A 12,633-nucleotide genomic window follows, 5' to 3' on the forward strand; every position below is an offset into this window, starting at 1 on the left:
ATGATTTCATTAAAAAAAGAAGATATTTTATTAAATCAACAGTTTGCCAATAAAAAGGAAGCAATTCAGGCTACAGGAAAACATTTATCCGATTTAGGCTATGTATCTGTTGATTATATTGAAAAAATGATTGAACGAGATAACTTAACCACAACTTATATTGGGAATACAGTAGCAATTCCACATGGAACAGATGATTCAAGACATTTGATCAATCAATCAGGCATCGTTATTTTACAAGTTCCAGAAGGTGTTACGTTTGATGGTAATGAAGTACGATTGATTATTGGGATTGCAGGTTTAGGGGATGAACACTTAGAGTTATTGTCCAGTATTGCTTTAGTTTGTGCTGAAATGACGAATGTTGAACAACTGATAGACACTGATTCTAAAGAAGCGATCATCGAATTATTTAAAGAAGAGGTGGTCTTATGAAAAAGGTAGCAGTGCATTTTGGAGCAGGGAACATTGGGCGTGGATTTATTGGTTTGTTGTTGATTCAAGCAGGATATGATGTCATTTTTGCCGATGTGAATGAAACAATCGTAGACCAAATCAATAGAGAAAAACAATACGATGTGATTTTAGCAAATGCTGAACAGGAAAAATTTACGGTCAAAGGCATCAAGGCGATCAATAGTAAAACAGAAACTGACAAATTAGTAAAATACATCAGTGAAGCGGAAATTATTACAACAGCAGTCGGACCAACCATTTTGCCAAGACTAGCCGAAAGCATTGCGGAAGGAATTGAATCAAGAGTGAGCTCACAGCGATATTTGACTGTTATTGCTTGCGAAAATATGATTGGTGGCTCTGAAATTCTGCGATCTACTGTATTTCCACTACTATCCGATAAAGCCAAAGAGTATGCCGAAGAATTCATTGTTTTTCCAAACTCAGCAGTAGACAGAATTGTTCCAAATCAAAAACATGAAAATCCTTTGACCGTAACGGTGGAGCCTTTTTACGAATGGGTTGTAGAGGAACCAGAAGATGCAAAGTTTATGCTTGAAATTGCAGGTTTAACGTATGTCCCAGACCTGACTCCTTATATTGAGCGGAAATTATTTACGGTGAACACAGGACATGCTGTAACAGCTTATTTTGGTCATATCCGAAATATAGAATCGATAGAAGATGCGATTCATAATGAAAAAGTTCTTTTTATCGTGCGAAGTGCACTGGAAGAAACAGGAGCCTTATTAGAGAAAAAATTTCAATTTTCTCACCAAGAGCATCAAGCGTATATCGATAAAATCATCGAACGGTTTAAAAATCCTTATGTTTCTGATTTTGTGACTCGTGTTGGACGTTCCCCAATCAGAAAAATTGGAGAAAATGATCGATTTATCCAGCCAGCCAGACAATTTGTTGAAGCGTTCAATGAAACACCGAAAGCGCTATCTATTGCAATCGCAGCAGCTATGAAATTTAAAGAACCAACAGATGAAGAAGCCTGTGCGCTACAAGAAGCGATTAAAGAGCAAGGGATAGACCAAACAATTGAACAATATACAGGGCTTAAACCGTATACGAAATTATTTGAAAAAATCCGTACATCGTATCATGAATTAGTTTAAAAAAATACTTAACCAAGTAAGCTCTACTTGGTTAAGTATTTTTTATTATTATTGAGTTAATTCCAATAATTTGCTCTTTAAATCTTCTTCCATATGTCCTAATTCGATCTCAGCAGCACGGCGTTTTTCTTTTCCTTCTTGCTGAATTCTTAGGGTTTCTTGGATTGTTTCAACTAAATCATTTTGTGTTTTTTGTAATGTGTCAATATCCACGATACCACGTTCATTTTCTTTCGCTGTTTCAATTGCAGAGATTTTAAGCATTTCAGAATTTTTCTTCAATAAATCGTTTGTTGTTTCTGAAACTTGGCGCTGAGCCGTAACGGCATCTTTTTGACGTAAAAGAGTCAAAGCGATTACTACTTGGTTCTTCCATAGAGGAATCGCAGTGTTGATAGATGCTTGGATTTTCTCAGCCAACGCTTGGTTTGTATTTTGAATCAAACGGATTTGAGGTGCTTGTTGGATCGTGATTTGGCGTGCTAAACGTAAATCATGCGTTCGTTTGTCAAGACGATCTAAAAATTGCGTATAATCATTGGCGATTTGAACATCCATCTGATCACCTGATTGTTTCGCTTTTTCCATTGCTTCAGGAATGATAGTTGTTTGTAACTCTTCCATCTTCAATTCACCAGCTGCAATATAAATGTTCAATGCATCAAAATAGTCTTTGTTTTTATTATATAATTGATCCAGCATTAGATTATCTTTCAATAGACCATTTTTTTCATGGTCCAATTTGATAGAAATTTTGTCGATTTGAGCACCAATTTTTTGGTATTTTGCCGTGATCTCGAAAACAGATTGTTTTACTTTTCCAAGCATTTTAGAAAAGAAATTACCTTCACCAGCTCTAAGCTGGTCAGGATTAGCTTCGCTTAATCGGAACATCAAGTCCGTTAATGAATCACCAACAGGTCCGATATCTTGCGCTTGGACGTGGTTTAACATCGATTGAGAAAATTCACTTAATTTAGTTTGTGCTGCAGATCCATATGTAATAACTGCTTGTGAATCTTGCACATCGATTTTAGAAGCTAGCTCTCTTGCTTGAGCTTGTCGATCGGCGGGTAGCTTATCAACAAGGCGTTCTGCAACTTGTTTATCTTGCAAAGCAGAAATTTCACTTTGCTGAGTGGTTGTCAGTGAATCTATCGGTGTTGAAAAGGGATTATTTAATAAATCATCCAGTGTGTCATTGACTGGTGTAATATCTTTTGGATCATTTTCCATTTTGATTCCTCCTAAATTTAAAAGCCTGATAATGTAAATCTTTAGTAGCTTGTTCAGCCTCAAAAGAAAAATAGGAAAATAAGAAGGAGCATTGGCTGCTACGGTCATATTTTACCTTTTTTTCATGAGCGTGATTTTTTAAAACTAAGTGAATAATGTGATCAAGCTAAACAAAAATCGCTATTTATTAATCTCACTATCATTATCTCTTTTTAAGCTATTTTTAGCAACAGAAATCTCAACATCTAAGTCTTCTAAATCTTCTGCTACAAATTGCTCATAATCTTTTTTGATCAATTTTGAAACTTGATCGATAATTTGAGCACTTTCTTCTAATTTTTCATAGGTTTGTTTGTTTTTGATCTCGTGTGCATCAATTTCTAAATATTTACCTGTTAAATCTACTAAGTTAGGCAAGTGAGTATAAAGAAAATGATTTGCTAGATGTAACTTTTTGGGATCTTTCACCAACTCTTTGAATAACGCTTTTGAAACACGTAGTGTATCATTACGTAAGTCAATCGCTCTTAATTTAGTTGAAGTATTCATATTTTCCTGTAATTGAACAATTTGTTTTTTCGTAATGTTCATTGTATCTCGGAAAAAGTCGATTTCTTGATCTGTCATACCGATAGTTTCGTAATGTTCCTCTTTAGACTTGGTAAGATTAGGTAACGGAGTGTCTTTTTTCCGAGCCTTGTTCTTTTTTCCTGTAAAAAGTAGAACCATTAGAATTAAAAGCACCACGATAACCACTGGTAAGTGAATACCTGTAATAAAACGCAGAACGAAACCTGCTAAAATTAAATAAGCAATTATTTGGATAAACTTTCCTTTTCTCATTTAAATTCCCTCCAATCATTCATTTCCTCGAAAGTTACGACCTTTCGCTATATAAGTTATTTTAGCACATTACAGCGGAGAAAGAATATCAGTCCAAAGGTTGATTTTGATATTTAGGGAAAATGTAAGAAATGACAGCGGAAAATCATGTTTTGTTACTACTTTAGATGTAGAGTGAATGAAACTGTTCACAAAAAAGTCAAAAAGAAATAAGGGAAAATTTAAGGGACGTGAGGTATAATAGAACATAATGATCTGAATAAAAGGAGAAACAGTGTGAAAAAAATAAAAATCATTACATTGTTGTTAGTGGGATTAGTGATCACAGGCTGCTCTGGACGACAAGAAGTTGAAGAAGAAGTTGAAGATGCGTACATAGAAGATACAAGTTCTAGTGTTGAGGAATCAATGTCTTATGGAGATAATGAGGTATTTTATGAACCTAGAGACAAGTCTGAAACAACAAACACAATAGATGAAAATAAAACTGCAACTGAAGAAACGAAAGAGACAACAAGTGATACAAAAGGAAAAGTCGAAGTAATCAAGACTAAAAATGGTAACTTCAAAGTAGAACTAACAGAGGGTTGGCAATCAGTTGAAGCAAAAGAGCTAAGTGATAATGCCGATATTAGTTTAAAGAATACGACCAATGAAGAATACTACATGGTTTTAAGTGAAGCAAAAAAAGATTTTGATAGTTTTGCTGCTTTCAAAAGTTCAATCGATTTGTCAGATTTAGGCGAAAGAACAGATGAAAAGAAAGAATCAATCAAATACAATGAACTAAAAGGAGAACGACGTATCTTCACTGCAACAAAAGACGGTGTAGAAGTGTATTATATTTATGATTTAGTTGAAAGCAAGGATTATTATTTACAATGTATCAGTTGGACGTTAGCTACTAAAAAAGACAACAATAAAAAAGATATGATCAAAATAATGAATTCTTTAACTGAACTAGAAAAATAAGGCAATTGCTGCAAATCGAAACACTTTTTATGTAAGACTCAAAGGAGAAGTGAAACTAGTTTTCTAGTTTTATTTCTCCTTATTTTTAAGTTCCAACGAGATTGGCTGTTTCAATTTTTATTTACTGGTATAATCAAATAGATAAACAACGTATTAAAAAGCTTAAATATGTGTTAATAAACAAAGAAGATAAGCTAAAAATATCGATTTCCGTTAAAGAAAGGATTCACAAAAAGAGGTATAAGTGATAAAATTTCGAAATTAAGGTATTATATCCATAGAAAGATTGGTGAAATGCATGATGAACTTTGAAGAGTTTGAGGAAAAGACACTTTCCAGAAAAGAGATATTTAAAGGACAGATCATTGATGTTGTTGTAGACGAAGTTCGTTTGCCTAATGGACAGACGAGCACCCGTGAACTAGTTTTCCATCCAGGAGCTGTCGCGGTCATTCCGATTACAGCAGATAACAAAATGATCATGGTCAAACAATTTAGAAAGCCAATGGAAAAAGTTCTTTTAGAGATCCCTGCTGGCAAAATTGATCCTGGCGAACAGGATCATCCGAAAGAAACGGCGGAAAGAGAATTGGAAGAAGAGACAGGCTACCGCGCGAACACGTTTACCTTTGTGACGTCTATGTATGTTTCTCCTGGTTTTGCGAATGAACGCCTTCATATTTATTATGCAGAAAACTTAGAAAAAGTGCCCAATCCTCGACCTCAAGATGATGATGAAGTATTGGAATTATATACGTTGACTTTAGACGAAGCAAAAGCAGAAATTGCAAGTGGCTTGATTTGTGATGCGAAAACGATTTTCGCTGTACAATATTGGGAATTACAGCAACTAAAAAGGCTGCTGAAGGAGGATAAATAATGAGTAAAGGTCCGCTGGTCACTCGGACGGAATTACGGAGACGAAAAGAAGAAGCTGACAAAGAAGCACAGAGATTATTTGAGCAAGAACAAAGAGAAGCTGACAAAGAGTACCGTAAGAAAGAGAAAGAAATATCTAATTTCTACCGAAAAGAGCATAAAAAACAAAAAGAAGTTACTAAATCACGTTCAAATGAGCAAACAAAAATTCGTGAACGCAGTAATACGCTAACGAAAGCGATTATTGTTGTGGCAATTTTGTTGGCTATTGTAATATTTATCGTATTGAATTTATAGAAAAGAGGAAGGCATTATGAAAATTGGAATTATTGGTGCTATGGACCAAGAAGTAAAAATCTTGAAAGAAACATTATCAGATACTCGATCTTGGGAAAGAGCGGGCGCATTGTTTGTTTCAGGCTCATTAGGACGCCATGAAGTGATTGTTGTCCGATCAGGCATTGGTAAAGTTTTATCGGCTGTGACAACAACCTTATTAATTCATCAGTATGGAGTAAATATGGTGATCAACACAGGATCTGCTGGCGGAATCGGTCAAGGATTAGCTGTGGGAGATTTAGTGATTGCGGATAAATTAGCCTACTTTGATGTGGATGTTACAGGATTTGGTTATCAGCCAGGGCAATTACCAGGCATGCCATTATATTATGAAACAAGTGATTACTTAAAATTAGAAATGAAAAAAGCTGCGGAAAATACAGGTATGTCAGTTCATCATGGCTTGATCGTAACGGGAGATTCTTTTGTTAATGATCAGAAAAAAGTCAAAGAGATTATTGCGGAATTTCCAGAGGCATTGGCCTGTGAAATGGAAGGAGCATCCATTGCTCAAGCAGCGGCTCAATTCAATATTCCATTTTTAGTTGTCAGAGCGATCAGTGATACGGCAGATCATGAAGCTTCTCAGACTTTTGATGAATTTATCGAAGAGGCTGGAGAAAAATCAGCACAAATGGTGATTAATTTTGTAGAGCATCTTGTTTAATTTGTCAGATTCTTGATATGGAGGACCTAAAATGAAAGCTTTGATTTCAATCGACTATACGAACGATTTTGTTGCAACAACAGGTGCTTTGACAACGGGTGAGGCAGGTCAAGCAATTGAGAAAGCTTTGGTAGATGTAACTAAATCATTTATTCAAAACAATGATTTTGTCGTGTTTGCTATTGATCGTCATGATAAAAATGATCCTTATCATCCAGAAAATGCGCTATTTCCACCCCATAATATTGTGGATACAAGTGGTCGTGATCTTTACGGAGAGCTTGAAACAGTTTATGAGAACAACCGTGAACGTGCAACTGTTTATTGGATCGATAAGCGTCATTACTCGGCTTTTAGCGGAACTGATTTGGACATTCGGTTGAGGGAACGAGGGATTTCAGAACTTCATTTGGTTGGTGTGTGTACGGATATCTGCGTATTACATACAGCTGTGGATGCGTATAATTTAGGATATAAAATCGTGATTCATAAAAAGGCTGTCGCAAGTTTTGATCCTGTAGGCCATGAATGGGCGTTGAACCATTTTGAAAAAAGCTTAGGAGCCACGATTGTAGAATAAAGAAAAATGCAACCGCTGGTGAGTGTAATGCCCCCAAAAAGTTAGACTTTTTGGGGGCATTACACTTTTCTCAGAACTATGAGGATTTATTAGATGATTTTTTTTTTAGATAAGCCATTTTCTGTTTTCTTGTTAATTTTTTAAAGGCATATTCTGCTTTTGTCGCATCACTTCGACTGCTGAATTTTTCGATGTGGATCATTTCTGCAGGTAATCTGGAAGAGAGTCGAGTATATTTTGCTCCCGTACCACTATTGTGTTCTTTTAAACGTCGAGCGGGGTCTGTTGTATAGCCACCATAAAAAGTATCGTCTTTACAATGGAGAACATAAAAATAGTGATCAGTTTCCATATAACATCGCCTTCATTTCTGGTAAATAATTATTCTGTTCATCGTAAGTAAATAGTGGGGATAAAACACGAAAACCATCCTTTTTTCCTTGTTTGATTCCTTCGATCAATAAGGTATTCGCTTCTTTTCCAACTTTAGGATAAATAAAACGAACTCGTTTAGGCGCAATATTGGCAATCTCCATTGCATGTAATATGTCTAGAAAGCGATCTGGGCGATGAACCATAGCTAAGCGGCCGTTTGTTTTTAATAGCTTAGCAGAAACATCAACGACTTCTGTTAAGTTTGTATGAATTTCATGCCGCGCAATCGCTAAATGAGGATTAGGATTCTTTTGACTGGTTGGCAACTCTTTAAAGTAAGGCGGGTTGCATAAAACTAAATCTACTGAATCAGGTTTAACAACTGTAGTTGTTTGTTTTAAATCTAATTCAAACATCCTCATTTGTTCTTCTAAATGATTTAATTGGATACTTCTTTTTCCCATATCCGCTAAACGTTCTTGTAATTCGATCTGTATGATTTTAGAGTGGGTCTTGCGGCTAGCGAATAACCCGACCGCTCCATTTCCAGCACAAAGATCAACGATTGTCCCATTTTTTGGAAATGAAGGGAAATTTGCTAATAAGACAGCATCGATTGAGAAAGAAAAAACTTCTTTGCTTTGAATGATTTGAATATCATCTGCGAATAACTGGTCGATTCGTTCACCGGGCAATAACATGTTAGATTCAGTCCTTTATCTGTTGTGATTTATATGTGTTTCACTAAATAATACTTTGTAGTTCCACTAAATGGCGTATCCTCTAATTGTCCAAATACTTGATACCCATATTGTTCATAAAAACTTTTTGCTTGATAATCTTGTGTGTGAATCGTGATTAATTTTGAACCAGATTCACTAGCAAATGTTTCTGCCTTTTTTAGTAATTCAGTACCATATCCTTTGCCACGATAAGCTTTGTTTACGGCTAATAAAGAAATATGAGTCGCATTCATCCACTTATTTGCTGTGATTCCGCCAATATAAAGGTCAGCATCGTATAAGGCTAATGAAAAATGTGTATTTTTTTCTGCTGGAACCTTTTTTTCTTCTTCTTGATTTTCAGAAAGAAGAGCAATTAAATTTGCTTCATTTTGTTCTGTAGTTATGGGTTTGTATTCGAGCATTGGCAATGACCTCCTTATTATACAGTAAAGCTGTTTTATGGAACATAAGATATCCTTATATTATACTACAATTAAGTTTAGAAGAAACCTGTGAAAAAGACTTGTCAAAAGCAACAGTTTTCGGCATACTTATAGCTAGTGAAAAGAAAGGAAGAAAAACATGTTTTTTACATTTATGCGTGGCGTTGTCCGGGTTGTTTTATTTATTATCAACGGCAATGCGCACTATGAAAAGAAAGACCGCATTCCTCAAAACGAAAATTATATTTTAGTTGCGCCTCATAGAACGTGGTGGGAGCCTTTATACCTAGCTGTTGGTGGATCACCAAAAAAGTTTAGTTTTATGGCGAAAAAAGAATTATTTAAAAATCCATTTTTAAGTTTTATTTTAAAACATGCCAATGCCTTTCCTGTCGATCGGGAAAAACCAGGACCTAGTGCTATTAAGACACCTGTAAAAACGCTGAAGAATACCGATTTAAGTTTGGTTATGTTTCCTAGTGGAACACGTCATTCATCAGAGCTAAAAGGTGGCGTGGCATTGATTGCTAAAATGGCTAAAGTTAAAGTCGTTCCAGCAGTATACCAAGGTCCGTTGACTTTAAAAGAGTTATTCAAACGTCGCCGTGTGACTGTTCGGTTTGGTGAGCCAATCGATGTTAGCGATATTGCTAAGATGGATAAAGAGGGCATTGCCGAAGTTGAACGTAGACTACAGGATTCATTTGATCGTTTAGATAAAGAAATCGATCCTAGTTTTAAATATGAAGTGAAAGAATGATAAAACGAGCCTGGAACATAACTAAAAAAGTTATGTTTCAGGCTCTTGATGTTCGAATAAACGGTGGGTGCAGAAGTAACTCCTTCTTATTTCTCGGAGGTAAACACTTCTGTCCCAGCTTCATCTTGTATTATAGTGATTTTTGTTTTTTTCTTCTGAAAAAAAATGGTCCAATTAGTAGAAGCAAGCCGATGATCTGTAAAATAGTTGACGACGTACGTTCTCCTGTTTCTGGCAGATTCTTTTTAGGATTGTTGTTATATTGTTTTTGCTGTGATGGTTTTGAAACACTTGAATTGCTTGAAGAGTCCTTAGAACTAGAAAATGAGTTCTCGTGGGTACTAGATTCTTCAGTTATTGTTTCTGAACTTTGGGTATCGCTTGTGCTACTAAGATCTGTAGTGCTACTTGTGCTTGGATCCGTAGAAGAAGAATCTGTCACGGCATTAACCGTTAATTCAAGAGGTAGGCTACGATTTCCTGCTTTGTCAATTAACGTAATAGTTAATTTATCTGCTGCATTAGGCGCTTGACTGTTATATTCCATGCCGATTGCGTAGTTACCATCCCAATATTTCCAATCAAACTGATTGCTCTTTACAAGAATATTCGAAAGTTCACCGACTTTTTCATAGCGGTCACTTAAACCATATTCAGCTGTATCATAAAGAATTAAACCGCTATTGCAAAAATAATTATTTAAAACTGAAACATTTCGACCAGATTTAAATTTTAGACCACCAGCCGTTCCATTTTGGGAACCACGAATATGATTTCCAGCAAATACAATATCTTGTGCCCCTCTTAAATAGACGACGTGATCTTGTTCAATTCCGCCAGTGTCTTGATTGTCGCGGTTGCTGTAAAAAATATTTTTTATGAATGTCGCTTTTTTTTAAGTACTGTAAGAATTGACAAAAGTTGTAAAATTATTTTGTTCGTTACTTTGTAAGCTATTTTTGATTTGATCGTTCTCTTGTAAAGCTGTTTGTAATAATTCAATTGTTTCAGTTAGCTCAGGTACTTTATGAATTGATTTCAAGGCATCCAACTCATTTAATTTTGCACCAAAAAGATTTTCATTGATTGAAGTATTTGTCTGATGCTCATATTTCGAGGATGTAGAATAACCACCAATATAAATAGATCGATTCCAACGAGCATTGCCAGAAACAGCTTTTGTATGGGCAACATCTCTTAAAAAGATATTGTGTTCAATCGTCACATCTGTTCCACGACTTGTTTGAATTTGAAAGTCAGTTTCAGGATTATAGAAAATAGAATTTTTAATGCTTATATCACTAAAGGATTCAGTATTGATCGTAAGATTATCAAAAAATAAGTATTTTAAATGCAAACCAGTTTTAGCGGTATAATTTTTCGAATTACCAAGGAAAACTTCGTTAGCACTGCTGTTTTTTTAAATAGTAGCGCCATTTTTATCACCGATAATATGTACGTGGTTGGGTAATACATGAGAATTATTGATCAAGTAGGTGCCAGATGGTATGTATAATGGTTGGGGACTACTTTCCAATTGTGTAAGAATGGCATTTAGTTTAGCGCTTTGATCATTTGGGTCATTTGGAATCAAGGCTTGGTCAACAAAGAATTGAGTGTCAGTTGCGTTAACTGTATCGCTAAATACGGATTCCGCAGATACGACGTGTGTGTTTAAAAAGGGTGGAATATAAATAGTTGAAATGACTAGGACACTGAGTATCAAGAGGTGTTTCAGTTTAATTAAAGCCTTTTTCATTGTGTATTGGAACTCCTTTGTTCTTAGATTAAATGTTATAATAACCTGATTTCATAAATAAGTAAATTTAATTTACGAGAAGAAATATAAATGAAAAACAAATATTTTTTTGATTTTAAATTATTTTATTCTGTGGAAATAAAAAAAAAGTAGTTCAGAAAAAAGGGGAGAGTTTTTCCTTTTTCATGAGCTACTTTACATTGGCGTTCTATGGGTAAAATTTAATATCTAAAGTTTTTTTTCAAAACCTTCCATTGGAGCTAGAGAATCACTATAATTTTGAATTGCGTTTGAATCAGTTGTAAAATGCATCACACGACTGAAAGCTTCTTTAAGGTAAACTTGCATAACGGTTGGAATTGCTAGTTCATCCATATCAAAGGGACTTAGTTTTGTCCGAATACTTTCAACGTCACCCGCTTCAATTTTTTGTACCCAATGAGGTTCACGAATCAACTCGCGCCCAACTGCTACCAAATCTGCTCCGTCTGCCAAGACATTTTCTGCATCTTCGGGGAGTTCTACTGATCCTACTCCAATCAAGGGAACTACACCTTTTGTTATAGCTGCAAATTGTGAAATTAGAGTAGCGTTATTGTCCTTTTCATTTAAAGAAGTCCGTTTGTAACTACCGATTGATAGATGGATATAATCTACTTCATTTTTGATTTTATCAACTAAATAGAGTGAATCTTTTAGACGGATGCCAGGTGTTTCGATTTCTTCTGGTGAGAGACGATAGCCGACAATAAAAGGTTTATCAGCATACTTTTTAACAGTTTCATTAACGGTGTCGATTACACATAGGATAAATTTGAGACGTTTTTCTAATGAGCCACCCCAATCATCTAATCGTTGATTTGAATTTTCTGAGAAAAATTGCTGCAATAGATACGTATTGGCGCCGTGTAGCTCCACACCATCAAAGCCAGCTAAAATAGCTCGTCTAGTTGCTTCACCAAAATCATCTATTATTTGTAAGAGTTCGTTTTCGCTTAAAGCTCTAGGGACTTCTGAATCTTCTGGGTAAACGGCCTTTAATGCACTTGAACTAACAGGCTGTGTACCTCTAAGAATTTTAGTCGACGATTTTCTTCCAGCATGAAAAATTTGTAAAATAGCTTTTGTTCCATCTTGTTTGATGGATTTAGATAGTTTTGTTAAACCTGGGATCATAGAATCTGTTGTAGCGGATAACTCCCCTTCAAAACCTTTGCCATTTTCACTAACATTTGCAACACCCGTAATAATCATACCTGGTCCACCTGCGCGCATTTCATAATAAGCAAGTTCATCAGATGTGACCATGCCGTTGTGAAAACTAGCCATTGTCGTCATAGGAGACATGACAACACGATTTTTAAGGGTTAAGCCATTCGGAAAAGAATAATTAGATAAAAAATTTTGTACCATACGATTCGCTCCATTCATAAAATAATAGTTTTGTTTTTCTGCTTTGTAAGTGTTAGTAT

17 protein-coding genes are annotated in these 12,633 nt (G+C 35.4%); 8 read left to right on the forward strand and 9 right to left on the reverse strand.

The annotated features are described in order from the left end of the window. On the forward strand, nucleotides 1-435 hold the full coding sequence (locus tag I586_RS08185; protein WP_010765617.1) for a PTS mannitol transporter subunit IIA: 435 nt from the start codon (nucleotides 1-3) through the stop codon (nucleotides 433-435). Continuing rightward, on the forward strand, nucleotides 432-1,583 hold the full coding sequence (locus I586_RS08190; protein WP_010765616.1) for a mannitol-1-phosphate 5-dehydrogenase: 1,152 nt from the start codon (nucleotides 432-434) through the stop codon (nucleotides 1,581-1,583). Before I586_RS08185 ends, I586_RS08190 begins: the two co-directional genes overlap by 4 nt. Nucleotides 1,584-1,631: 48 nt before the next feature. Here the strand turns inward: I586_RS08190 and I586_RS08195 are convergent, their stop codons facing one another. Continuing rightward, nucleotides 1,632-2,819 (reverse strand): toxic anion resistance protein, encoded by a 1,188-nt coding sequence (locus tag I586_RS08195; RefSeq protein ID WP_010765615.1) that lies wholly within the window; start codon nucleotides 2,817-2,819, stop codon nucleotides 1,632-1,634. A 180-nt stretch (nucleotides 2,820-2,999) separates the two neighbouring features. After that, complete coding sequence (locus I586_RS08200) at nucleotides 3,000-3,662, reverse strand: 5-bromo-4-chloroindolyl phosphate hydrolysis family protein (RefSeq protein WP_010765614.1); 663 nt, start codon at nucleotides 3,660-3,662, stop codon at nucleotides 3,000-3,002. A 276-nt stretch (nucleotides 3,663-3,938) separates the two neighbouring features. Here I586_RS08200 and I586_RS08205 point away from each other — a divergent pair, with 276 nt between their 5' ends. The 5 genes from I586_RS08205 (at nucleotide 3,939) to I586_RS08225 (ending at nucleotide 7,099) form a co-directional block, all read left to right on the forward strand. Then, nucleotides 3,939-4,634 (forward strand): hypothetical protein, encoded by a 696-nt coding sequence (locus tag I586_RS08205; RefSeq protein ID WP_010765613.1) that lies wholly within the window; start codon nucleotides 3,939-3,941, stop codon nucleotides 4,632-4,634. A 298-nt stretch (nucleotides 4,635-4,932) separates the two neighbouring features. Then, nucleotides 4,933-5,514, forward strand: coding sequence for an NUDIX domain-containing protein (locus tag I586_RS08210; protein WP_010765612.1), 582 nt, complete (start codon nucleotides 4,933-4,935; stop codon nucleotides 5,512-5,514). After that, nucleotides 5,514-5,810, forward strand: a complete 297-nt coding sequence (gene macP / locus I586_RS08215) for a cell wall synthase accessory phosphoprotein MacP (protein WP_010765611.1) — start codon at nucleotides 5,514-5,516, stop codon at nucleotides 5,808-5,810. The genes I586_RS08210 and macP overlap by 1 nt, the downstream gene beginning before the upstream one ends. A gap of 16 nt (nucleotides 5,811-5,826) precedes the next feature. Beyond that, nucleotides 5,827-6,519 carry a 5'-methylthioadenosine/adenosylhomocysteine nucleosidase gene (locus I586_RS08220; RefSeq protein ID WP_010765610.1) on the forward strand — a complete coding sequence of 231 codons (693 nt, stop codon included), beginning with the start codon at nucleotides 5,827-5,829 and terminating at the stop codon, nucleotides 6,517-6,519. A 31-nt stretch (nucleotides 6,520-6,550) separates the two neighbouring features. Then, nucleotides 6,551-7,099, forward strand: a complete 549-nt coding sequence (locus I586_RS08225) for a cysteine hydrolase family protein (RefSeq protein ID WP_010765609.1) — start codon at nucleotides 6,551-6,553, stop codon at nucleotides 7,097-7,099. Between the two features lie 76 nt (nucleotides 7,100-7,175). Here the strand turns inward: I586_RS08225 and I586_RS08230 are convergent, their stop codons facing one another. The 3 genes from I586_RS08230 to I586_RS08240 are packed head-to-tail and all read right to left on the reverse strand — an operon-like array spanning nucleotide 7,176 to nucleotide 8,621. Next, on the reverse strand, nucleotides 7,176-7,451 hold the full coding sequence (locus I586_RS08230) for a GIY-YIG nuclease family protein (protein ID WP_010765608.1): 276 nt from the start codon (nucleotides 7,449-7,451) through the stop codon (nucleotides 7,176-7,178). Further along, the gene (locus I586_RS08235; RefSeq protein ID WP_010765607.1) at nucleotides 7,441-8,175 is read right to left on the reverse strand and encodes a tRNA1(Val) (adenine(37)-N6)-methyltransferase; all 735 of its coding nucleotides are present in this window, start codon (nucleotides 8,173-8,175) and stop codon (nucleotides 7,441-7,443) included. The genes I586_RS08230 and I586_RS08235 overlap by 11 nt, the downstream gene beginning before the upstream one ends. A 29-nt stretch (nucleotides 8,176-8,204) precedes the next feature. Then, the gene (locus tag I586_RS08240) at nucleotides 8,205-8,621 is read right to left on the reverse strand and encodes a GNAT family N-acetyltransferase (protein ID WP_010765606.1); all 417 of its coding nucleotides are present in this window, start codon (nucleotides 8,619-8,621) and stop codon (nucleotides 8,205-8,207) included. Nucleotides 8,622-8,781: 160 nt separating this feature from the next. On the opposite strand from I586_RS08240, the gene I586_RS08245 reads away from it, so the two are divergent. Continuing rightward, nucleotides 8,782-9,402 (forward strand): lysophospholipid acyltransferase family protein, encoded by a 621-nt coding sequence (locus I586_RS08245; RefSeq protein WP_010765605.1) that lies wholly within the window; start codon nucleotides 8,782-8,784, stop codon nucleotides 9,400-9,402. Between the two features lie 130 nt (nucleotides 9,403-9,532). Here the strand turns inward: I586_RS08245 and I586_RS17100 are convergent, their stop codons facing one another. From I586_RS17100 to I586_RS08255, 4 genes are all read right to left on the reverse strand, one after another. Next, nucleotides 9,533-9,949, reverse strand: a complete 417-nt coding sequence (locus tag I586_RS17100) for an LPXTG cell wall anchor domain-containing protein (protein WP_051092202.1) — start codon at nucleotides 9,947-9,949, stop codon at nucleotides 9,533-9,535. Nucleotides 9,950-10,297: 348 nt separating this feature from the next. Beyond that, nucleotides 10,298-10,627: a hypothetical protein gene (locus I586_RS16940; protein WP_139242638.1), complete on the reverse strand. Its 330-nt coding sequence runs from the start codon at nucleotides 10,625-10,627 to the stop codon at nucleotides 10,298-10,300. A gap of 195 nt (nucleotides 10,628-10,822) precedes the next feature. After that, on the reverse strand, nucleotides 10,823-11,128 hold the full coding sequence (locus tag I586_RS16945; RefSeq protein ID WP_162139055.1) for a glycosyl hydrolase family 28-related protein: 306 nt from the start codon (nucleotides 11,126-11,128) through the stop codon (nucleotides 10,823-10,825). A gap of 261 nt (nucleotides 11,129-11,389) precedes the next feature. Beyond that, entirely contained in the window at nucleotides 11,390-12,574 is a 1,185-nt protein-coding gene (locus I586_RS08255; protein WP_010765601.1) for an NADH-dependent flavin oxidoreductase, read from the reverse strand. Nucleotides 12,575-12,633: the final 59 nt, after the last annotated feature.

It is taken from the genome of Enterococcus moraviensis ATCC BAA-383 (genome assembly GCF_000407445.1).
Lineage (GTDB): Bacteria > Bacillota > Bacilli > Lactobacillales > Enterococcaceae > Enterococcus_L > Enterococcus_L moraviensis.